Annotated in this window: 17 protein-coding genes and 1 pseudogene; 3 read left to right on the plus strand and 15 right to left on the minus strand. The window is 64.1% G+C overall.

Annotated features, from left to right (window positions below; translation table 11 throughout):
- Window positions 1-303: 303 nt before the first annotated feature.
- From C5L14_RS26440 to C5L14_RS26455, 4 genes and pseudogenes are all read right to left on the minus strand, one after another.
- A pseudogene (locus tag C5L14_RS26440) lies at window positions 304-813 on the minus strand (DUF2155 domain-containing protein); the annotation flags it as partial.
- Window positions 814-838: 25 nt separating this feature from the next.
- Window positions 839-1,246: an NADH:ubiquinone oxidoreductase subunit NDUFA12 gene (locus C5L14_RS26445; RefSeq protein ID WP_105865054.1), complete on the minus strand. Its 408-nt coding sequence runs from the start codon at window positions 1,244-1,246 to the stop codon at window positions 839-841.
- A 116-nt stretch (window positions 1,247-1,362) separates the two neighbouring features.
- Window positions 1,363-2,298 (minus strand): nucleoside hydrolase, encoded by a 936-nt coding sequence (locus tag C5L14_RS26450; protein ID WP_105865055.1) that lies wholly within the window; start codon window positions 2,296-2,298, stop codon window positions 1,363-1,365.
- Window positions 2,299-2,376: 78 nt separating this feature from the next.
- A complete protein-coding gene (locus C5L14_RS26455) occupies window positions 2,377-2,883 on the minus strand; it encodes a DUF1003 domain-containing protein (protein WP_105865056.1) in 507 nt (168 codons plus the stop codon).
- A 141-nt stretch (window positions 2,884-3,024) separates the two neighbouring features.
- On the opposite strand from C5L14_RS26455, the gene C5L14_RS26460 reads away from it, so the two are divergent.
- A complete protein-coding gene (locus tag C5L14_RS26460) occupies window positions 3,025-4,308 on the plus strand; it encodes an NAD(P)/FAD-dependent oxidoreductase (RefSeq protein WP_105865057.1) in 1,284 nt (427 codons plus the stop codon).
- A 494-nt stretch (window positions 4,309-4,802) separates the two neighbouring features.
- A complete protein-coding gene (locus C5L14_RS26465) occupies window positions 4,803-8,564 on the plus strand; it encodes a vitamin B12-dependent ribonucleotide reductase (RefSeq protein ID WP_105865058.1) in 3,762 nt (1,253 codons plus the stop codon).
- Window positions 8,565-8,746: 182 nt separating this feature from the next.
- Here the strand turns inward: C5L14_RS26465 and C5L14_RS26470 are convergent, their stop codons facing one another.
- The 3 genes from C5L14_RS26470 to C5L14_RS26480 form a co-directional block, all read right to left on the minus strand.
- Window positions 8,747-9,769 (minus strand): LLM class flavin-dependent oxidoreductase, encoded by a 1,023-nt coding sequence (locus C5L14_RS26470; protein ID WP_105865059.1) that lies wholly within the window; start codon window positions 9,767-9,769, stop codon window positions 8,747-8,749.
- A 192-nt stretch (window positions 9,770-9,961) separates the two neighbouring features.
- Complete coding sequence (locus C5L14_RS26475; RefSeq protein WP_105865060.1) at window positions 9,962-10,615, minus strand: glutathione S-transferase family protein; 654 nt, start codon at window positions 10,613-10,615, stop codon at window positions 9,962-9,964.
- Between the two features lie 275 nt (window positions 10,616-10,890).
- Complete coding sequence (locus C5L14_RS26480) at window positions 10,891-11,247, minus strand: hypothetical protein (protein ID WP_105865061.1); 357 nt, start codon at window positions 11,245-11,247, stop codon at window positions 10,891-10,893.
- Between the two features lie 44 nt (window positions 11,248-11,291).
- Here C5L14_RS26480 and C5L14_RS26485 point away from each other — a divergent pair, with 44 nt between their 5' ends.
- Window positions 11,292-11,621, plus strand: coding sequence for a DMT family transporter (locus C5L14_RS26485; RefSeq protein WP_146127036.1), 330 nt, complete (start codon window positions 11,292-11,294; stop codon window positions 11,619-11,621).
- Between the two features lie 6 nt (window positions 11,622-11,627).
- Here C5L14_RS26485 and C5L14_RS26490 read toward each other — a convergent pair whose 3' ends face one another.
- The 8 genes from C5L14_RS26490 to C5L14_RS26525 form a co-directional block, all read right to left on the minus strand.
- Complete coding sequence (locus C5L14_RS26490) at window positions 11,628-12,446, minus strand: enoyl-CoA hydratase (RefSeq protein WP_105865063.1); 819 nt, start codon at window positions 12,444-12,446, stop codon at window positions 11,628-11,630.
- Window positions 12,447-12,514: 68 nt separating this feature from the next.
- Window positions 12,515-13,213 carry a class I SAM-dependent methyltransferase gene (locus C5L14_RS26495; protein WP_105865064.1) on the minus strand — a complete coding sequence of 233 codons (699 nt, stop codon included), beginning with the start codon at window positions 13,211-13,213 and terminating at the stop codon, window positions 12,515-12,517.
- A gap of 465 nt (window positions 13,214-13,678) precedes the next feature.
- Window positions 13,679-14,023 carry a RidA family protein gene (locus C5L14_RS26500; RefSeq protein WP_105865065.1) on the minus strand — a complete coding sequence of 115 codons (345 nt, stop codon included), beginning with the start codon at window positions 14,021-14,023 and terminating at the stop codon, window positions 13,679-13,681.
- 50 nt (window positions 14,024-14,073) lie between these two features.
- Window positions 14,074-15,858: an alanine racemase gene (locus C5L14_RS26505; protein WP_105865066.1), complete on the minus strand. Its 1,785-nt coding sequence runs from the start codon at window positions 15,856-15,858 to the stop codon at window positions 14,074-14,076.
- 4 nt (window positions 15,859-15,862) lie between these two features.
- Complete coding sequence (locus tag C5L14_RS26510; protein WP_105865067.1) at window positions 15,863-17,110, minus strand: D-amino acid dehydrogenase; 1,248 nt, start codon at window positions 17,108-17,110, stop codon at window positions 15,863-15,865.
- A gap of 92 nt (window positions 17,111-17,202) precedes the next feature.
- Window positions 17,203-18,219, minus strand: a complete 1,017-nt coding sequence (locus tag C5L14_RS26515; protein ID WP_105865068.1) for a C45 family autoproteolytic acyltransferase/hydolase — start codon at window positions 18,217-18,219, stop codon at window positions 17,203-17,205.
- A gap of 8 nt (window positions 18,220-18,227) precedes the next feature.
- Window positions 18,228-19,682 (minus strand): biotin carboxylase, encoded by a 1,455-nt coding sequence (locus tag C5L14_RS26520; protein WP_105865069.1) that lies wholly within the window; start codon window positions 19,680-19,682, stop codon window positions 18,228-18,230.
- 90 nt (window positions 19,683-19,772) lie between these two features.
- Complete coding sequence (locus C5L14_RS26525; protein WP_210203295.1) at window positions 19,773-21,218, minus strand: aldehyde dehydrogenase family protein; 1,446 nt, start codon at window positions 21,216-21,218, stop codon at window positions 19,773-19,775.
- Window positions 21,219-21,223: the final 5 nt, after the last annotated feature.

Genomic DNA, 21,223 nt, shown 5'->3' on the forward strand with positions numbered 1-21,223 from the left:
CCCGCTCACGAAGGTCCATCGAATAAGGAACTGCCATTCGCTGCGGCCTCCTCCGCCGCAGCTATCTTGAATCACTTCTCAATCGATTTGGGAATCCAACGATTCAACCAAAAATCACCCTGCTCTAAGTCCGCCAAGGCTGTCCGCTCAGTCCTGTGGCGCGTTGGGATCCACCGGCTGGTCGAAGAAATCGGTGCTGCCGTCGCCGGTTTCTGGCGGCAGAGCGGCATCCGGATCAGGCGCCGCCGCCTGTCCCTTCTTGCCCTTGGCAGGCTTGGTATCCGGCTGCGCCGTCACGACGGGCGGAGGCGGTGGATCGCTGGTCTTGCCGCCCTTGCAGTCCTTGAGCCAGACATCGTAGACGGGATGCTCGACACCATTGAGGCCTGGGCTGGAGGCAAACATCCAGCCATTGAACAGGCGCTCGACCTTCTTGCTGAGGGTGAGTTCGTCGATCTCGACGAAACTCGTGGTTTGCGGATCCTCATTGGCCGAGCGGCTGTAGCACACGCGCGGAGTCACGCTGAGCGCCCCGAACTTCACCGTCTGTCCAACCGGTGCCTCGAAGGTACTGATTTCGCCGGAGATCTTGTCGAGGCCGGTGAACACCGCGGTGGGATTGGCGATGCGTTCGGCCCGGGCGGCGGAACTGTCCAGGATCAAGCCGAGGCAGGCCGCGCTTGCCATGGCAAGGCAACGCGAGCGGCCGATCGGGGGAAGGAAGGCAAGCGGACGCAAAAGCAAAGGGATCCGTGTCTGGACGAGTCGAGAAGCGATAGCGCGCCATCGGGGCGAAAAGACGGCCACAGACATGGCCACACCCCAGCCATACGGTGCGTCAGTCCCCGGGCGACCAGGCCTGGTAATCGCCGGTCGCGGCTTGGCGGTGGCCATGGGAAAGCATCGAACCCTTGGGGTGATAGGCGTTCACCGTGCCGGTCTGGTTCGGGCGATGCTGCTTTTGCCATTCGCGCGGCTTGTATTCGGTCTCGCTCGGCGGGGTGTCGATCTGAAGGTGCATCCAGCCCCACCAGCCCGGCGGAATCGCCGTGGCCTCGGCATAGCCGTTATACTGCACCCAGCGGCGCTGCACGCCGATGGTCGGATCCACGGCGCCGCCCTTGGTGCGGTAGTAGACATTGCCGAACTCGTCCTCGCCCACGCGCTCGCCCTTCCGCGAGGTCCAGAAGCGGGTTCCGATCGTGGAGCCGTTCCACCACGTGAAGATCTGCAGAAGCGTTTTCATCGAGGGCTGCCGTTTCGTATTCCGTTGCAAGTCTTATGGCCAAGCGCGGCGGCGATGTCCACCGTTGCGCAACGTGTCATCAGCGATTTCTGACGCAAACGGCACGTCGGCAGGCTCTACAGCCGCGCGATCGCCCGCGCGATCAGGTCGAAATAGCCCTCGGCGTCGATGCCGCCCAGGACGAAGGCATTCTTCGGACGGTCGGTGACGCCCCACCAGTCGATCACCGTCATGCCCTGGGTGAGCTGAGATTCCGTCTCGATCTCGACATTGCAGGAACGGCCGGTGAAGAGCCCAGGCTCGAGCAGCCAGGCGATCACGCAGGGATCATGCAGCGGCCCGCCTTCCGAGCCGTATTTCTGGACGTCGAAACGCTCGAAGAAATCGAGCCAACCGACCGCAGCTTCGGACACTTTCGAACCGATCTTCCGGATCCTGTCGACGCGCGGGCGCGTGGTGAGCGCCTTGTGCGTCACGTCGAGGGGCGCCATGGTGATCGGAACGCCAGCAGCGAAAACCGCTTTGGCGGCATGGGGATCGACGAAAATGTTGAACTCGGCTGCCGGCGTCATGTTGCCGCCCTCGAAGCAGCCGCCGCCCATCAGCACGATCTCCTTGATGCGCGGGGCGATGCGCGGCTCGCGCAGCAGCGCCAGCGCGATGTTGGTGAGAGGGCCGAGCGGGCAGAGCGTGATGGTGCCGGAGGGGCGCGTCATCAGGGTCTCGACGATGAAGTCGACGCCATGGCGCGGGCTGAGCGGCATGGTGGGCTCGGGCAGGTCCGCCCCGTCGAGGCCGGTCTTGCCATGCACATGTTCGGCGGTGACCAGCGGGCGCAGCAGCGGCCGGTCCGCCCCGGCGCAGACCGTGATGTCGCGCCGCCCCGCAAGTTCGCAAACGACGCGAGCGTTGCGGCTCGTCAGGGCCAGCGGCACATTGCCCGCCACCGTGGTGATGCCCAGCACCTCGAGCTCGGGACTTCCAAGCGCCAGCAGCAGCGCCAGGGCGTCGTCCTGGCCGGGATCGGTGTCGATGATGATGGAACGGGGCATGGCAGACTCGGTAGCGATAGGGAGGGCCGGACCATGGACCGGCGACGGCCGGCGTGCAAGGCAGCGAAGACACGGGTCTCAGGCCGGCGGCGCCCCGCCCGCTGCATCGAGCTTCTCCTCCAGTCGCTTGACCAATTGCATCAGCTCCGCGACCTGGGTCTCGCGCAGGAGGTCGATCTTCTCATGCAGCAATTCGATCTCCAGTTCCGCCTTGGTGTTGACGTCGTAGTCATGCGTTGCGGCGGCCCGGTCGATGGCGGCCTGCCGGTTCTGGCTCATCATGATGAAGGGCGCGGCATAGGCGGCCTGGAACGACAGCGCCAGGTTGAGCAGGATGAAGGGATAGGGATCCCAATGCTGCATGAACGCGACGACATTCAGCACCACCCAGGCCGCCAGTACGGCCGACTGCACGATGATGAAAGGCCAGCTTCCCATGGTGGCGGCGACGGCATCGGCGATGCGGGCGCCGAGGGGCAAGCCGGCCGGAGCCGACCGCCGCTGCGCACGCCGCTCCTGGCGCAATCGATGCAGGAGCGTGCGCTCCTCGTCATGGAGCTGATGGGCTTTGGCGGTGAGGCTCATCTTCCCGTTCTTTCCGACTCTGCTTGCGAGAAGGCGATGCTACAAGCTTCTGTGCGCGGACGCAGGATCCTGTCGCGCTTAATCCCATGCGATGGCGTGGGATTAAGCGCGATCTGAAACCATGGAGCAGGAGGCTATATCATGGCGGGAGAATCCCACCGCATCGTGGTGGTCGGGGCCGGCTTCGGCGGGCTGGAGGCCATCCATCATCTCAAGGGTGCAGCGGTCGAGATCACGCTGGTCGACCGGCGCAACCACCATATCTTCCAACCCCTGCTCTATCAGGTCGCCACCGCCTCTTTGTCCACCTCCGAGATCGCCTGGCCGATTCGCCATCTCATGCGCGGGCGACCGGAGGTGACCACGCTGCTCGGCGAAGTCACCGGCGTCGACGCAACCGCGCGCCGGGTGCGCCTGAAGGACGGCGCGCAACTCGCCTACGACACGCTGATTCTGGCGACAGGCGCGCGCCATGCCTATTTCGGCCATGACGAATGGGAGCCCTACGCCCCCGGCCTGAAGGCGATCGAGGACGCCACCACAATTCGCCGGCGCATTCTCATCGCCTTCGAGAAGGCGGAACGCGAGACAGACCCCGCGGTGCAGGATGCCCTACTCACTTTCGTGATCGTCGGCGCCGGGCCGACCGGCGTGGAACTCGCCGGCACCATCGCCGAGCTGGCGCGCGACACGCTGGCTCCCGATTTTCGGCGGATCGACACCCACAAGGCTCGGGTCGTGCTGGTGGAAGCCGGGCCTCGCGTACTGGCAGGTTATCCTGATGACCTGTCCGACTACACGAAACAATCGCTGGAAAGCCTTGGCGTCGAGGTCGTTCTCGGCGCTGCGGTCACCGAATGCACGGCCGACGGTGTCATCTATGGCGGCAAGCTGCTGCCGGCGCGCACCATCGTCTGGGCCGCCGGCGTACGCGCCTCCCCCGCCGCCGAATGGCTCGGCGTCCCGGCGGACCGCAACGGCCGAATCATCGTCGAGCCGGGCCTGACCGTTCCCGGTCACCCCGAGATCTTCGCTATCGGCGACACCGTCAGCCTTGCCGGTCCTGACGGCAAGCCGGTCCCCGGCATCGCGCCGGCCGCCAAGCAGGCCGGTGTCTATGTCGCCCGCGTGATTCGGGCTCGCCTGGCGGGCGACCCTGCCCCACCCCCTTTCCGCTACAAGCATCAGGGCAGCTTGGCGCAGATCGGCAAGAAGCGCGCGGTGATCGACTTCGGCTGGATCAAGCTGCGCGGCGCGCTCGCCTGGTGGATCTGGGGCATCGCCCACATCTATTTCCTGATCAGCGTGCGCTCCCGCCTCAGCGTCGCGCTGAGCTGGCTGTGGATCCACACGCGCAATCAGCGGAGCGCCCGCCTGATCACCCAGGGCGGAGACGAGGACGAATCGCGCGCCCGAAGCGGGTGAAGGAACGAGGCGCCCCGATTCGTCCTTCACGCCCTCCCACGCTTGCCCTTACGGCAAGCCTTCGGCGATCTCTCCACAAGGGCTTGTGTGCCATTTTGGATCAACCGCCGGGGATGGTAAATGAAACATGACCGGAACATGGCAATTCAAAGACAGGTTGAAGGCGGCAATTTCGCCAGAGATTCCGGAACCTTGAAGGCTGTGGCTCAAGCTTGTCCCCGATTTCCACAGCTTCTACTATATGTAGATAGGCACTCATTTTGCCGGCACTAAATCTTGACGCCCATCCCCATGAGTCCTACCTATTGAGTCACAGTCGGAAACGTCGGCGGCGGGGGTGACCTCGCGGGATTGCGGGGCAGGAGCCCGGCATTCGAACGTTGGCAGGGCCATGTACTCACCGACGAGTAAACAGGATGTCAGACAGATTTCGAACCGAGCCGTAACGATGGCACGGCGCGGATTTTTGCGTCTAATTTTCGGGGCAGAACGCAATGCGGATTGAACGGCTTTACACCAAGAAGGGGCAGTCCCCCTACGCGTCCATCGCGTTCCGGACGGCGACGAGCGAGATCCGGAACCCGGATGGCTCGATCGTCTTCCGGCTGGAGGGCATCGCCGTGCCGGAGGCCTGGAGCCAGGTCGCCGCCGACATCCTGGCGCAGAAATATTTCCGCAAGGCGGGCGTGCCCGCCCGCACCAAGCGCGTGGAAGAAAACGCCGTGCCGTCCTGGCTCTGGCGCACCATCCCCGACAAGAAGGCTCTGGCCGCCCTCCCCGAGGCCGAGCGCTATGTTGGCGAGACGGATTCGCGCCAGGTCTTCGACCGCCTCGCCGGCACCTGGACCTATTGGGGCTGGAAAGGCGGCTATTTCGACAGCGAGGACGATGCCCAGGCCTTCTTCGACGAGCATCGCTACATGCTCGCCATGCAGATGGTCGCGCCCAATTCGCCGCAATGGTTCAACACCGGCCTGCATTGGGCCTATGGCATCGACGGCCCCGGCCAGGGCCATTTCTATGTCGACTACAAGACCGGCAAGCTGACCTCCTCGACCTCGGCCTACGAGCATCCCCAGCCGCATGCCTGCTTCATCCAGTCGGTTGCCGACGACCTCGTCAACGAGGGCGGCATCATGGATTTGTGGGTGCGCGAGGCGCGCCTGTTCAAATATGGCTCGGGCACCGGCTCCAACTTCTCGGCCCTGCGCAGCGAGGGTGAAAAGCTCTCGGGCGGCGGGCGCTCTTCCGGCCTGATGTCCTTCCTCAAGATCGGCGACCGCGCCGCCGGCGCCATCAAGTCGGGCGGCACCACGCGCCGCGCCGCCAAGATGGTGGTGGTCGATGCCGACCATCCCGATATCGAGACCTATATCGACTGGAAGGTTCGCGAGGAGCAGAAGGTCGCTGCGCTCGTCACCGGCTCCAAGATCGTGCAGAAGCACCTGAAGGCGGTGATGCGCGCCTGCGTGCAATGCGAAGGCCCGGGCGAGGACTGCTTCGACCCCGAGCGCAACCCTGCCCTCAAGCGTGAGATCAAGGCGGCCCGCCGCGCCCTGGTGTCGGACAACTACATCAAGCGGGTCATCCAGTTCGCCAAGCAGGGCTACAAGGACATCGCCTTCGACACCTACGACACCGACTGGGATTCGGAAGCCTATCTCACGGTATCCGGCCAGAACTCCAACAATTCGGTACGCGTGGACGATGCCTTCCTCAACGCGGTCGAGAAGGATGGCGACTGGGAGCTGAAGGCCCGCATCACCGGCAAGACGGTGAAGACGCTGAAGGCCCGCGACCTGTGGGAGAAGATCGGGCACGCCGCCTGGGCCTCCGCCGATCCGGGCATCCAGTTCCACACCACCATCAATGACTGGCACACCTGCTCGGTTTCGGGGCCGATCCGCGCCTCCAATCCGTGCTCGGAATACATGTTCCTCGACGACACGGCCTGCAATCTCGCCTCGCTGAACCTGCTGCAGTTCCGCAACGCTGACGGCAGCTTCAACCTGGCCTCCTACGAGCATGCCGTTCGCCTGTGGACGATCGTGCTCGAAATCTCGGTGATGATGGCGCAGTTCCCGTCCAAGGCGATCGCGGAACTGTCCTATCGCTACCGCACGCTGGGCCTGGGCTATGCCAATATCGGCGGCCTGCTGATGACTTCCGGCATCCCCTATGATTCCGATGCCGGCCGCGCGCTCGGCGGCGCCTTCTCGGCGATCATGACCGGCGTCGCCTATGCAACCTCGGCCGAGATGGCCAAGGAGCTTGGCCCCTTCCCCGGTTTCGAGCCGAACCGCGAAGCGATGCTGCGCGTCATCCGCAACCATCGTCGCGCCGCCCATGGCGAGAGCACCGGCTATGAGGCGTTGTCCACCACGCCGGTCGCCCTCGACCTCGCCTCCCTCGCCGCTCTCGGCGACAATGGCAAGGCCATCGCCGAACATGCCAAGGCCGCCTGGGACAACGCCCTCGAGCTCGGCGAAGCCCATGGCTACCGCAACGCCCAGGCGACGGTGATCGCGCCCACCGGCACGATCGGCCTCGTCATGGATTGCGACACCACCGGTATCGAGCCCGATTTCGCTCTGGTGAAGTTCAAGAAGCTGGCCGGCGGCGGCTACTTCAAGATCATCAACCGCGCCGTTCCCGCGGCCCTGCGCACCCTCGGTTATTCGGAAGCCGACATCGCCGAGATCGAGGCCTATGCCGTCGGCCATGCCTCGCTGCGTCAGGCTCCGGCCATCAATCACACCTCGCTGGCCGCCAAGGGCTTCACCGAGGAAAAGCTCGCCGTGGTCGAGAAGGCCCTCGCCTCGGCCTTCGACATCAAGTTCGTCTTCAACAAGTGGACGCTGGGCGAGGACTTCATCACCGGTACGCTCGGCGTCCCGGCCGAGAAGCTCAACGAGCCGTCCTTCGACCTCCTCGTCCATCTCGGCTTCGCCAAGGCGGATATCGAGAAGGCCAACATCCATGTCTGCGGCGCCATGACCCTGGAAGGCGCCCCGCATCTGAAGGCCGAGCACCTGCCGGTGTTCGACTGCGCCAATCCCTGCGGACGCCTTGGCAAGCGCTTCCTCTCGGTCGAAAGCCACATCCGTATGATGGCGGCGGCGCAGCCCTTCATTTCGGGCGCGATCTCCAAGACCATCAACATGCCCAACGATGCGACGGTGGAGGACTGCAAGACTTCCTATATGCTGTCCTGGCGCCTGGCGCTGAAGGCCAACGCCCTCTATCGCGACGGCTCCAAGCTCTCCCAGCCGCTGAACTCTCAGCTTCTGGCCGACGAGGATGAGGCCGATGCGGTGGAAGAGCATCTCGAGCGCCCCGTGCCCGCCCGGGCGGCCCAGGTCGCCGAGAAGATCGTCGAGCGCATCATCGAGCGGGTGGAAGTGGCGCGCGAGCGCGAGAAGATGCCCGATCGCCGCAAGGGCTACACCCAGAAGGCGGTGGTGGGCGGCCACAAGATCTATCTGCGCACCGGCGAATATGACGACGGTCGCCTCGGCGAGATCTTCATCGACATGCACAAGGAAGGCGCCTCCTTCCGCGCGATGATGAACAATTTCGCCATCGCCATCTCGCTCGGCCTGCAATATGGCGTGCCGCTGGAGGAATATGTCGAAGCCTTCACCTTCACGCGCTTCGAGCCCTCGGGCTTCGTGCAGGGCAACGACTCGATCAAGAACGCCACCTCCATTCTGGACTACGTGTTCCGCGAGCTCGCCATCTCCTATATCGGCCGCTACGACCTCGCCCATGTCGTGCCGGACGAGGACGGCCATGCCACGCTCGGCCGCGGCGACGGCGAGAGCAAGGCCCCGGCCCAGCCGGTGACCGTGCCGGTCTCGCGCGGCCTGGTGCGCTCCAAGACCGAACGCTTCGTGGTGATGCCGGGTGGAGCGACCGCTGCCTCGAATACGCTCGCCCCTGTTACCAGCGATACCCGCGGCGCCATCACCGCTTTGTCGAGCGCCGTAAACACCGGTCTCAGCCGCGGCGTCGTGGCTGGCCCGGGTGCCCAGACCGTCGGTGCCACGGCACTGAAGGAGGAGCCCGCGCTCGACGCCCTTGCCTGGGAAGCCCCGACAACGCCTGCGGTCAAGCCGGCGTCGGAGCGGCGCAAGGAAGCCAAGCTGCGCGGTTATGAAGGCGAGGCCTGCCCCGAATGCGCCAACTTCACGCTGGTGCGCAACGGCACCTGCCTGAAGTGCGATACCTGCGGGGGCACCACCGGCTGCAGCTGAGGATAGACGGAGAAAGTCCCAAGGTGCGATGGATGTCCTTGAACATCCATCGCCGCCGACGAAGATGGCGTAATTTCAAAGCCTTGAAAAATTCGGATGATGCACCCGCCAAACCTGTTTGGCGGGTGCCTTTTCTTAAGGCAACGCCCGATCGTGGCTCTTGCAGCCGCCGACCGGCCTGCTTACCGCCAACCGAGCGCGGGCGCGATCTTGGTCAAGATCGTCTCGATGACATGGGCGTTGTAGGCGACGCCGAGCTGGTTGGGGACGGTGAGAAGCAACGTATCGGCCTCGGCGATCGCCTCATCCTGCTTGAGCTGTTCGATGAGCACGTCAGGCTCGGCGGCATAGCTGCGCCCGAAGATCGCGCGCGTCCGCTCGTCGATGAAGCCGATCTGGTCCTCTCCATCGCCTCCCCGCCCGAAATACAGCCGGTCCTCATCATTCACCAACGCGAAGATGCTCCGGCTGACGGAGACCCTCGGCTCGCGCGCATGGCCGGCCTCTTTCCATGCCGCACGATAGGCGCGGATCTGCTTGGCCTGCTGGATATGGAAGGCCTCGCCCGTCTCGTCGTTCTTCAAGGTCGAACTTTGCAGGTTCATGCCGAGCCGGGCGGCCCAGACCGCGGTTGCATCCGATGAGGCGCCCCACCAGATCCGTTCACGCAGGCCCTCCGAATGCGGCTCGAGCCGCAGCAGCCCCGGCGGATTGGGAAACATCGGCCGCGGATTGGGCTGGGCGAAGCCTTCTCCGCGCAACAGGTTCAGGAAGACCTCGGCGTGCTGGCGCCCCATGTCGGCGTCGCTCTTGCCCTCGCCCGGCTGGTAGCCGAAATAGCGCCAGCCATCGATCACCTGCTCGGGCGAACCGCGGCTGATGCCGAGTTGCAGGCGCCCTCCCGCGATGAGATCGGCGGAACCGGCGTCCTCGACCATGTAGAACGGGTTCTCGTAGCGCATATCGATCACGGCCGTGCCGATCTCGATACGCTTGGTCCGGGCTCCCACGGCTGCCAGCAAAGGGAAAGGCGAGGCGAGTTGGCGCGCGAAGTGATGGACGCGAAAATAGGCGCCATCCGCGCCCAGTTCCTCTGCCGCGACGGCCAGATCGATCGACTGCAGCAGCGTATCGGCGGCAGATCGCGTTTGCGATTGGGCCGATGGTGTCCAGTGCCCGAACGAAAGAAAACCGATTTTCTTCATCATGCCAAAATGTCTGCCTGCTGTTTCTCAATCTGGCCGGCAACGGGAAACGGTGCCGGCGCCTTCCAGATATAGGGAGTGACGTGGCATTCCAGCAGCCCCCTGAACGGCATGATCGGCTCGGAGTCTGAAACGGCAATGGGTCTCATCAGAAGGGCGGCCTCGCTCCCCGGCCTGCTTTCGCTTTGCCCCTTAACGCTCCCATCCTTGCGTAAACGGGAAACGCTCCGCCCAGATCGCCGTCAGCCGAGAATCAGTATCCACGCGACGGACGACCTCCGCCAGGCCGGGCGCAACCTCATAGAAACGCCGTCGCCCGGGCGACCAGCGCGACGCCGTTGCCACATAGAGGTCGAGAACCGATAAATTCTCGCCGAGGAAATAGTGGCCCGGACGCAACTGCGCGCCCATCAATTCCCAGCAGCGAGCGATGCGGTCGAACAGGCGAGCCTTGACGGTCGCGTGGTGGCCGGCATGTTCGATGATGCGAGAAGGGTTGTCGGCGACCCAATAGAGGGCATAGATGGCCGAAGAGACGAACGTCATCCAACGCAGGAACGTCGGCCGCGCCGGCTCGCTCAAAGCCGGTGCCAACCGCGCCTCGGGATAGCTATCGGCCAACCAGATCAGGATCGCAGCGCTCTCGCTCATCACTTCGCCCGTCGGCAGTGCCAAAGCCGGCACCTGTCGCATGGGATTGATGTCGGCGAGTTTGTTTTCCTCCTGCTGTCCCTCCCAGGGAGCGCATTCCTCCACGCGATACGGCAATTTCAGAAGGCTAAGGGTCGCCTCGATCGGAACGGAGCCCGAGCCTGCCGCTCCATAGACAACAAATGCCTCGTTCACCGTTTTCTCCTTGATACACCGCAGCCAGAAGCCGGCAACATGCCCGCCCGGCCCGAATCAAGGCCGAGGGATTCGCCGACTCCTGCGTGCCCTCGTTGCGGGGATTCGACAACATCTCGGCGGCTAACCCGGCGATATTCCAGGTTTCAAGCCCAAACAAGGGCGTTTCGGCCCCATTTCTACCCCTTCGACCTCGGGCTCTTTACATCCCCTGCCATCGCCGCCATCTTGAAGATGTTCGCAACCCACGAAAGGAGGTGATCCAGTGTCTAACCTTACGAAGATCCTGGAAATTTGCGCTGGCTCAGCCAAGGCGGCCTCCGCCGCTTGACGTTCCAGCTACCAAAGATCTGGATCATCCCCGGATGAGAGGTGAGCGCTTCGGTGCTCCCCTCATCCGCCAAGAACCGGCCGGCGCGCGAAGCAATTCGCGCGCCGGTGCCGTTTAAGCGCTTGGCCGTTGCCATTTTCTGACGATCGGCAAGCGAGATCGCCGGCATATTGCCGGAAACGGCACTGGCCCCCGGACGCATGGTCGCAGAATGGTTCCCCGGCAGAGCCGCTCCTTTACAGAAGAAGGCGCCTTGGCTATCGCAGATCTGGCCGCCCTGCCCGGCTTTCCAACGCTGCATCGGCGACGCGCCTTTCCGAGGACCTCCCATTGAGCTCAGCCGTGATGACCTACGCCGCTTTGGTGATTGCGGTGATCCTCGAAATCATAGCCACTTCACTCCTCAAGGCCTCGGACGAATTCACCCGGCTTTGGCCGACGGTGATGATGGGCCTGTGCTACATGGCCGCCTTCTATTTCCTCTCCTACACGCTGCGGACCATGCCGGTCGGCATCGCTTATGCGCTATGGAGCGGCATCGGCATCGTGCTGATCTCGGTGATCGGCTTCGTCGTCTTCAACCAATCGCTCGATCTGCCGGCCATCATCGGCATCGGCCTGATTCTCGCCGGCGTGGTGATCATCAACCTGATGTCGAAATCGATCAGCCACTGATCGGCGTCAGGCGCCCCAGCGCGCGGGCCGCTTCTGCAGGAAGGCCTCGACGCCCTCACGGGCGTCCTCCTCCATCATGTTGCGGGCCATCACCTCGCCGGCAAAGGCATAGGCCTCGTTCAATGCCATCTGGCGCTGGCGGTAGAACATCTGTTTGCCATAGCGCACCGCTGTGGGGCTCTTGGCCAGGATGTCGGCCGTCTTGGCCGCAATGGCGGAATCGAGCTCGCTTTCGACCACCGCCTGGTTGATCAGGCCCCAATCCGCTGCCGTCTCGGCATCGATGAAACCGCCGGTGACCAGCATGTCGAAGGCGCGCTTGGTCGAGACGTTGCGTGACAGAGCCACCGCCGGCGTGGAGCAAAACAGCCCCACATTGATGCCCGAGACGGCAAAGCGTGCCGCATGCGAGGCGATGGCGAGGTCGCAACTTGCCACCAGCTGGCAGCCGGCCGCCGTGGCAATGCCATGCACGCGGGCGATCACCGGTACCGGCAGCGCCTGGATTGCCTGCATCACCCGGCTGCATTGCGCGAACAGAGCCTGATAATAATCGAGCTGGCGGTTGGCGTGCATCTGACGCAGGTCATGCCCGGCGCAGAAGGCCTTGCCATTGGCGGCCAGCACCACGCAACGCACCGTCCCGTCACCGGCGATCGCGTCGAGCGCCTCCTGCAAGGCCGCAAGCATCCCCTCGGAGAGGGCGTTGAACTGCTGCGGCCGATTGAGCGTGAGCGTGGTCACGCCAGCCTTGTCCTGACGCAGCAGGATCGGTTCGGAGGGATGCTCCAACGGCGTGTTCTGGATCGAGACGGCGACAGTCATGGCAACACTCCGCACAGATCGCCAGTCTACGCGCCCGGCCCGCACCTTCGCAATGTCAGACTGGTTTTTCAGGCCGGTTTGCGGATGCGCAGAACGGTGAACAGGCGGGCGGGAGCGACCTCACGCCGCTCGAGCAACTGCGCCTCGGGGCGGTTGGCCAGCCAGTCGGTGATCACCGCATAGGGGAAATGGGGTCTCCAGCCGAGCCAGCCGCCCGCGCCGATCAGGGCTTTCTCCGCCCGCACGCGCCAGCCGCCTTCAGCCGAAAAATGATTGAGGATGATCATCTCGCCGCCCGGCCGGGTTACCCGCCACATCTCCTCCAGGACCTGCCGGGGCGAAGGCGCCACGCTGAGAAGGTAGGGCGCCAGCACCACGTCGAAACGGCCCTCCTGGAACTCCAGGGCCTGCGCATCCATCACCCGGAGGGCCTTGACTTGGCCGAGTCCCTTGCGCTTGACCCGTTCGCGGGCGATATCGAGCATGGGCCGGGCGAGATCGATGCCGACGATGCGCAGATTATCCGGCATCAGGGCAAGTTCGAGCCCCGTGCCGACGCCCGCGACCAGCACATCGCCCTTGTTGCCGGCGGCCTGGGCGACGGCCCGCGCCGCCGCCAGGCGCCCGGGATGGAACGGCCAGTCGAAAAAGAGATCGTAGAAGCGAGCCCAGCGGTAATAGGTGCGCGCATAGGACGGCTCCGCCGCCGTATTGCTTTCTCTCCCAGCCCATTCCATCGGGAAAAGCCCTTTCACCTTGCCGATCACGGCACCATCCGGTCCTGCCGAAAGGAGCTTGTGATCTCTGGCGCAAAACACGCTTCCTTGAAAACGACGCCTTGCCGCCCCCTTGTTCAACGCCTTGCCGATTAAGCCAATCGCAGGACGCTTTCGCGGGTGATGGCCGGTTCATCCGGCGCCCGCCTCCCGAGCCGAATGCCGATTTCCGGGGCATCCGAAGATATGGCCCTGCTCAACGGCATGGCACTTGGTCTGTTTACGCCTCTTTCTTTTCAAAATATGTCATGGAGAGTCAAGGATTCGAATGCCTGCCTTCGGCGCGATGTCGCGGCCGGGCGCAATATTAGGGACAACTCGTAGGAGCATCTGCGGTTCCCGGGAACCGCAGACACCGCAGCGTCCTCTCCCGGTTCAGCGCGGGAGGCTTCGGCAATCCGGCAAGGGCATTGATCCGTTTCAAACCGGAAGGCTGTTTCAAACCGGGAGGCTGTTTCAAACCACGGCGCTGACCTGGATTTCGACCAGCAGTCCCGGAGCGGCCAGCCGCGCTTCCACGGTGGCACGCACCGGCAAGTTGTCCTTGTCGATCCATTGGTCCCAGACTTCGTTCATCTGGTCGAAATGGGCGATGTCCCGCAGCCAGATGCTCGCACTGATCAAGTTGGACTTGGAGGTGCCGGCTTCGGCCAGCAGCGCATCGATCTGGGCGAGGATATCGCGGGTCTGGCCAATCGTATCGGCTGCCTCGTCGCGGCCGGTGATACCGGCCGTGGTGATGATGCCATTGACGATGACGGCCTCGCAGAACCGCTTGCCGGGATGAAGACGCTTGATCATGGAATTACTCCTGTTGGGTGATGGAATGGATTCGTCGTCCTTTGTCGCCTTCACAAGATCGTCTTGCCGAAGGCGGAGAGGATGAAGTTGGCGCATTCGGCGCCGATGGTTGCCGGCAATCCGCTATCGATGCCCGAGACGCTGAGGGAGCGCAGCCTGCCGCTGAGCGCCGCCATCTCCATGGCCGAATGGGTCTCCCGCACGGTGATGCCGCCGATGCCGCCGCTCCAGTCCGACATGTCGGTGGCGGTCGGCGAATAGCAAAGATGGAAACCGCGCGTGCCGGCGCAGGCGATGGCGATCGCCTCGCGCATGGCGTGGCGCAGGCCCACCGCGTCGATCTCCGCCATGGTGTAGATGCGCATGCGCGAAGCCTTCAGCGCCTCGGCCTCGGCCGGATCCGCCTCGCGCAGGCCAAGAAGAACCACATTTTCTGCCGCGATATGGGGCGGCAGACGGGAGAGCAGTCGGCGCAAAACGGCGTTTTCGGCGGGCGTCCCCTCGCCGTCATCCGGCATCATCGTCGCCTCGGAATCGATCCAGATCAGTCCCAGCGCATCGTAGCGGCGTCCCGCCGCCTCCACGAAGGGCATGATACCCGCGCGCCGGGCATCGGTGGACAGCACGACCGACGCTTCCGCACCCGCCGGCTCGAAGCCCAGGCGTTCGATGCGCTCCGCGACATGATGGGTGGCCAGCAGAGCGCGCCCAGCCTCGTCCGTCTCGATCACATAGCTTCTGGTCAGGCCCTGTTCCATCACGTCCCGCATCGGAACCTTCTCCACATATTCCGACGTCATCACCGTCAGCAATGCTCCGTAATTCAGCCGGAAGCTGACATCCTCGCCGACGGCGAGCGGCGGATCGGCATCGGTGAGGTCGAGCACCAGATGGTCGCTGGAAGCCCCCAAAACGCGCACGCCGGCCCGCGTCGGCGTCAGTCCTTCCGCGATGACGTCCTCGCGCCCGATATTGGCAATGCCCCGGAGGCGATCGCCCTCGTCGATGAAGACGGGTACATTGCCGAAAGCGTCGATGCCGGATTTGCCGATCGGCATGGAGGGCTTCACCTTCACTTCCAGCAGTTCGCCCGTCAGCTCGAAAGCATCGCGGTCGAGGGCCTCCCAGGGTTGCTCCAGGAAGGTGTCGCGTCCGCCCTGCAGGATGGCCTCGCCGATCCTGAGATTGTTGACCCCCGCCGGCATGCCGCCGGCGAGCAGCAGGGGCAGCGAAGAGGAATTGCCGCCCGAAACCCAGTCGAGGTTCCGCCCGGTCACGCTCTCGACCTTGTAGGCATGGGCGACGAGCTGGTCGAGATTCTCCCTGGTGGGAATGATGGCGCCGAAACAGGTGAGATTGGTGCCGACACCGGCAATGCGCACACCGGGCAGCTCCATCACCGCCTCGACGGTGGGGATCAGGTCGCTCGGCCAGATCCCTTCCCGGAGATCGCCGAGGTCCACCATCAGGATGACGTCATGCACCCGCCCCAGCCGCTCGGCCACACGCGAGATCTCCCGCATCAGCTGAAGCTCGGACTGCAGGCTGATGTCCACCGTGCGCACCAGTTCCTCCACCCGCGACAAGGGTGGGCTGCGCAGCAGCATGATGGGGCAGTCGATGCCGGCATCACGCAGCCGGCGGATGTTCTCGAAGCGCGACTCGGCGATGCCGGCAACACCGCCGCGCAGCATTGCCCGCGCCACCTGCGGCATGCCGCAGGTACCCTTGGTCACCCCGAAGGGGGTGATGCCCGATCGGGCGCAGGTCTCGACGATGGTGCGGGCATTGTGTTCGATCCGGGAAAGATCGATGGAAATCTGGGGATCCGGCATCGCGTCAATTCCGGTAGAGCAGGCCTGTCGTGTCGATCTCCGGTCGGCGTCCGGCGATCAGGTCCGCGGTGAGCTTTCCCGAGCCGCAGGCCATGGTCCAGCCGACATGGCCGTGGCCGGTGTCGAGATAGAGATTGGCGTAGCGCGCCCGTCCATGCACCGGCACCGAGCCCGGCATCATCGGCCTGAGACCGGCCCAGAGCACGGCCTTGCTCTCATCGACGGCCCCGGGAAACAGGTCATGCGCCGTCCTGAACATGGCGGCGAAATCGGCAGGCCTGTGCGTGCGGTCATAGCCGGCGAACTCCGCCGTCGAGGCGATGCGCAGGCGATTGCCGAGGCGGGAATAGGCGATCAGCCTGTCCTCGTCGACCCCGCCCATGGTCGGCCCCTTGTCGTCGTCGACCGGGATGGTGGCGGTATAGCCCTTCACCGGATAGACGGGCACATCGATGCCGATCTTGCGGGCGAGCAGCGAACTCTCCGGGCCGAGCGACACCACGACGGCATCGCAGGCGACCGGCCCCTGGTCGGTCAGCACGGCCTTCACCCTGTCGCCCTCGATATCGAGGGCGGTCACGGTGGTCTTGAAGCGGAATTGCACGCCATGGCGCTCGCGAGCGAGTTCGGCAAGGCCGCGGGCGAACAGGCTGGAATCACCGGTCTGGTCCATCGGCGAATAGACGCCGCCGGCGATCTGGTGCTTGACGGCGGCAAGCCCCGGTTCCAGTTCCACCAGGCGCTCGCGATCGACGACCTCGATCTTCAGGCCGCGCTCGGCAATATAGCCCATATGCTTGGCGCCGGCATCGAGACTCTGCTGCGAACGGTAGAAATAGAGGATGCCCTTGCGCTTGTCGTCATAGGCAAGGCCGGTCTCCTCCTGCAACGCGTTGATGCATTGGCGCGCATAGAAGGCCAGCCTGAGCTTCACCTCGGTGTTGGCATTGGCACGGGCCTGCGTGCATTGCAGGAGGAAGCGCCAGGTCCAGGCCAGGAAATGCGGATCGAGATTGAAGCGGACCTTGATGCCCATGTCGGGCTTGTAGAGGGACTTGATGAAGGTCACGAGCGCGACCGGGGAAGCCCAGGCGGTGGAGTCGCCCGGCGATACCAGCCCGGCATTGCTCTGGCTGGTGCCGCAGGCAATATCGGCATGCCGCTCGATCAGCGTGACCGCATGGCCGTCTCTGGCAAGATACCAGGCCGCAGCCGTGCCGACGACGCCGCCCCCTAGAACGACAACTTTCATTGCGCCCTCCCCAAACGGAATTTTATTCCGTATTTTCAATTTATTATCGGCCTCGGCTGATCTTTTTTCCCATCATCGAGGACCGGGGACGCTCAGCTTACCGCCCCATGTTTGAAGGTCGGGGCGAAACCATCGGAATCGCCGTCATTGAACCGGATGAAGCGCGCCTCTTCCCGGAACTCCGCGCAGGATTGACGCCAGATCACGCCGGGCCAGACCAGTTCGACCGAGGCCTCCTGCGGCCGATAGAGCGCCGTGTAGAGCGTACCGTAGCCCCTTCCGTAGGAGGTCTGATAGACGGGCGGACGCAGGAAGCCCGCCAGGACGCTCTCGGTATTCTGATGGGCTGCCAGCGCCTTCTCCAGCGCCGCCTCCCTCTCCACCGATTTGGTGGTCTGGGCATGGCGCGCCCATTCCACGCCGTGCTGATGGTTGGTGCTGACGAGCTTTGCAGCCACCTCGGCCGGACGGTCGGGGTTGACATAGACGGTGGCGTGCCGGCCCGCGCGATCGACCATCGCCACCGAATAGGACATGTGCACCGGGATGCGCCGCAACATCTCGATCGCCTCGGCCGTGTTAGAGGCGAATTCCAGCATATAGCGCAGCACGATCGGAATGCCGAAGCCGGCCCCCGCGGCTGTCCGCCCGCCGAAGGAAAGCGAGACGGCGAGGCCATCCTCGTTGATGCCGTCGAGCACGCCCCACAGGCAATCGACCACGGCCACCACCCGCTTGCCGTTGAGGCGGGTGGCGAGCCACGACCCCTCCAGGAGACGCGGGCTGTAGTCGTAATTGCGGATCAGGGCGGGCTCGGGACCGGTGATGATCGCCTGGGAGCAGCCGCCGACATAGACCGGCGGGCACCACATCGACAGGAAGCGCGCCTCCAGATCGCCATCGCCGGCCGCCGAGACGATCGCCTCATAGGCCGGCAGAAGTTCCGGCATATGGGCACGCATCGCCTTCAAGCTCGCCAGATAGGTCGGGCGCGCCCTGATGCCGTCCCGCATGAACCAGCGGCTATAGGCATGCCAATGTCGGTCGAACAGCCGGCGCCATTTGGCACCGGGCCGGTCCTCTTCCACGGCTTCGAACAGGAGATCCATGATCGCGCTTACAGGATCTTGAACGAGCCGGCGGACGGCGTGTCGTCGCGCTGGACTTCCGTTAGCGGCTTGGTGGCGTAGAGCCGCTTGATGCCCTTGATCCAGTTGAGCGCCCGCTCGTTCAGGTCGAACTCGTCGTTCATCACCCGGCCTCGCGTGATCAGGATGCCGAGATCGGCACCCTCATAGCGATAGTCGCCGGGCCCCGTGATGCGCAGGAAAAAGGCTTCCTGTTCGTTCTCGATGGCCTGGCGGTGATAGTCGAAGCGGTCATAGGACACGCTCCCATCGGGCGCCATGTGATAGATGCCCGATGAGGGGACGTGGGTAACGATATCGACGATGTCGTCGGTCGCCTTGATCACCACCTGCGACCAGGAATCGATGAATTCCTTCTGGGCCCAGCGATTGTTCAGTTCCTCGACATCGATCTTGTACTTGATGCCGGAGAATTCCATCAGGTGGAACAGGAAGAGCGGCGCATCGGCATAGGCGAAGGCGGCGTGATTGGTCATCGAACTGGCGCCGCAGATGCGCGGGTTGAGCTCGCCCAGATAGACTTCGTTGTCCTTGACGTCGATCAGGAAGTCGAGGTCGAAATAACCGCGATACCCTTCCTTCACCAGCTGGTTGCCGAAGCGATAGGCCATGTCGCGCGCCTTGGCGCGGATGGTCTCGGAGAAGGCGCCAGGAAAGATCTCGTTGCCGCACCAGCCGCCCTTATAGGGCGTCAGCTCGGGCTGGCCGACAACTTCGGTGAGCAGCGGACCGACCAGCGTGCCGGATTTGGTGGCGCAGGCCTCCATGGTGGCGCCGCGGCACTTGATCCGCTTCATGATCTTGACCTCGTCCTCGGCCGAGATCTCCTTGGCGTATTTGTTGTAGTCGTCCTCGCTGGCGATGAAGAAGGTGGTGTGCCCGCTGTCGCCGAAAGCGGTCTGCACGACGAGATCGGTGCCGATGCCGGCCTTCTTGGCGGCGGCCAGCAGTTCCTCGTAGCTCTTGGCGCCGGCCAGCGTGTTGGGGACGGACGGCACCTTGGCCTTGTTGCCGATGCGCACCGTCTCCATCTTGTTGTCGCAGCGCTGACGCAGCGACGCCTTGGGGAACCACACCTCGATGCCGAGATCGTTGCAGATCTCCTCGGTCGTCTCGTCGAACATCAGGAAGGTCGCAACCGCACGCCCGCCGCGGCGCTTGATGTAGTCGATCACTTCCTTGTGCTGGAGAAGATAGTTGTTGATGTCCTCGATACTTTCGAATTCAGCGTGGGGAATCTCGCTGGGAACGAAGACATTGGGGTGGCGTCCGTCGAAGCAATCGATATAGCTGATGAATTTGAAGTTCCTTACCCATTCATCAATGCCGATCAGGTTGAAATTCGTTGCCGATATGAAATAGATCGGCTGCTCGTTGCGATGCATGACAACGCGCAGATCGGCAACATTACGAATGGTCTTCATTGCGAACCCCTTATGCTTTCCTGATCTTATCTTGTGCTTCTTCTTATGCTTTTTCTTGGGCATACGGTCAGACCCTAGCAAACCCGCTCGCTATCGTGTCAAGCGCGTCGTGACGTGCTTGACCTCGAGATAGGACGACATCCCCCAGGGGCCGAGCTCGCGGCCGATGCCGCTGGCCTTGAAGCCGCCCCAGGAGGTCTGGACGAAGATCGCCTGCGGGCTGTTGATCCAGACATGGCCGGCCTCCAGCGCATCGGCGACGCGATTGGCCTTGTCCCCATCCTCGCTGACGACGGTGGCCACCAGGCCGAAATCGCTGTCATTGGCGAGTTCGATCGCCTCGGCTTCAGTCTCGAAGCTGCGCACGCATAGCACGGGACCGAAGATCTCCTCGCGCCAGAGCGGGCTGTCGGCTGGGACGTCCCCGAAGATGGTGGGCTCGACGAACCACCCCTGGTCCAACCCGGCCGGCTTGCCGCCGCCGGTCAGCAGCTTGAGCCCATCGGCCTTGCCGCGCCCGATATAGGACAGCACCTTGTCGTGCTGGGGCTTCATGGTGATCGGGCCGATCTGGGTATCCTCGTCAAGCGGATCGCCCGGTCTGAGGGCACGCGCCGCCGCCACCACCGCCTCTACCAGCCTGGGAGCAATCGAGCGCTCGACCAGGAGGCGCGAGGTCGCCGAGCACATCTGGCCGGCGTTGAAGAAGATGCCGCCGAGAATGCATTCCACCGCCTGGTCGAAATCGGCATCACCGAAGACCACGATCGGCGACTTGCCGCCAAGTTCCAGGCTGACCGATTTGGTACCGGGGGCACCGGCCGCCATCACCCGCGCGCCCACTGCATTGGAACCGGTGAAGGAAATCTTCGCTACATCCGGATGCACCGTCATCGGCGCCCCGACCCGCTCACCGGTGCCGGTCACGATGTTGAGCACGCCGGGCGGCAGGCCGATCTCGGCGGCGATGACACCAAGCTCCAGCTCGACCACGGGCGTGATTTCGGATGGTTTCAGCACGACGGTACAGCCAGCCGCCAGCGCCGGCGCCACCTTCCAGGAGGTGGTCACCAGCGGGAAGTTCCAGGGCACGATCAGGCTGGCGACACCCGCCGGCTCGCGGCGCAGACGCGCCCCGAAGGCCGCATCCGGCACCGGCACGGTCCGATCCTGGCTGGCTTCGAGATCGGCCGCCAGTTCGGCGTAATAGGCGAAGGACGCGGCCGCATCCGCCATGTCGATCCGGGCTTCGCCGAGCGGCTTGCCATTGTTGCGTGAGGAGATGCGGGCAAGCTCCTCCGCCCTTTCGGTCAGCCTGTCGGCGATCGCCTTGAGATGACGCCCCCGTTCACGGCCTCCGGCGGCGCGCCAGGCCGGAAACGCCGCCTTCGCTGCCTCGACCGCCTTGGCGACATCGGCAGGACCGCCTGCCGCGACCTGGTGATAGGCAACGCCTCGATAGGGATCGAAGACCGCAATTTGCCCCGGTTCCAGGGGATCCTGCCAGCGACCGTCGATGAAGAGCTGGTGCTGCATGGAGG

This window comes from Labrys okinawensis, from assembly GCF_002982075.1.
Taxonomy (GTDB): Bacteria; Pseudomonadota; Alphaproteobacteria; order Rhizobiales; family Labraceae; genus Labrys; species Labrys okinawensis_A.

Excerpts from the sequence above, each read along its gene's own strand:
- C5L14_RS26445 (WP_105865054.1), bottom strand. The coding sequence starts at position 1,246 with ATGAAAACGCTTCTGCAGATCTTCACGTGGTGGAACGGCTCCACGATC.
- C5L14_RS26450 (WP_105865055.1), bottom strand. The coding sequence starts at position 2,298 with ATGCCCCGTTCCATCATCATCGACACCGATCCCGGCCAGGACGACGCC.
- C5L14_RS26455 (WP_105865056.1), bottom strand. The coding sequence starts at position 2,883 with ATGAGCCTCACCGCCAAAGCCCATCAGCTCCATGACGAGGAGCGCACG.
- C5L14_RS26460 (WP_105865057.1), top strand. The coding sequence starts at position 3,025 with ATGGCGGGAGAATCCCACCGCATCGTGGTGGTCGGGGCCGGCTTCGGC.
- C5L14_RS26465 (WP_105865058.1), top strand. The coding sequence starts at position 4,803 with ATGCGGATTGAACGGCTTTACACCAAGAAGGGGCAGTCCCCCTACGCG.
- C5L14_RS26470 (WP_105865059.1), bottom strand. The coding sequence starts at position 9,769 with ATGAAGAAAATCGGTTTTCTTTCGTTCGGGCACTGGACACCATCGGCC.
- C5L14_RS26480 (WP_105865061.1), bottom strand. The coding sequence starts at position 11,247 with ATGCAGCGTTGGAAAGCCGGGCAGGGCGGCCAGATCTGCGATAGCCAA.
- C5L14_RS26485 (WP_146127036.1), top strand. The coding sequence starts at position 11,292 with ATGACCTACGCCGCTTTGGTGATTGCGGTGATCCTCGAAATCATAGCC.
- C5L14_RS26490 (WP_105865063.1), bottom strand. The coding sequence starts at position 12,446 with ATGACTGTCGCCGTCTCGATCCAGAACACGCCGTTGGAGCATCCCTCC.
- C5L14_RS26500 (WP_105865065.1), bottom strand. The coding sequence starts at position 14,023 with ATGATCAAGCGTCTTCATCCCGGCAAGCGGTTCTGCGAGGCCGTCATC.
- C5L14_RS26505 (WP_105865066.1), bottom strand. The coding sequence starts at position 15,858 with ATGCCGGATCCCCAGATTTCCATCGATCTTTCCCGGATCGAACACAAT.
- C5L14_RS26510 (WP_105865067.1), bottom strand. The coding sequence starts at position 17,110 with ATGAAAGTTGTCGTTCTAGGGGGCGGCGTCGTCGGCACGGCTGCGGCC.
- C5L14_RS26515 (WP_105865068.1), bottom strand. The coding sequence starts at position 18,219 with ATGGATCTCCTGTTCGAAGCCGTGGAAGAGGACCGGCCCGGTGCCAAA.
- C5L14_RS26520 (WP_105865069.1), bottom strand. The coding sequence starts at position 19,682 with ATGAAGACCATTCGTAATGTTGCCGATCTGCGCGTTGTCATGCATCGC.
- C5L14_RS26525 (WP_210203295.1), bottom strand. The coding sequence starts at position 21,218 with ATGCAGCACCAGCTCTTCATCGACGGTCGCTGGCAGGATCCCCTGGAA.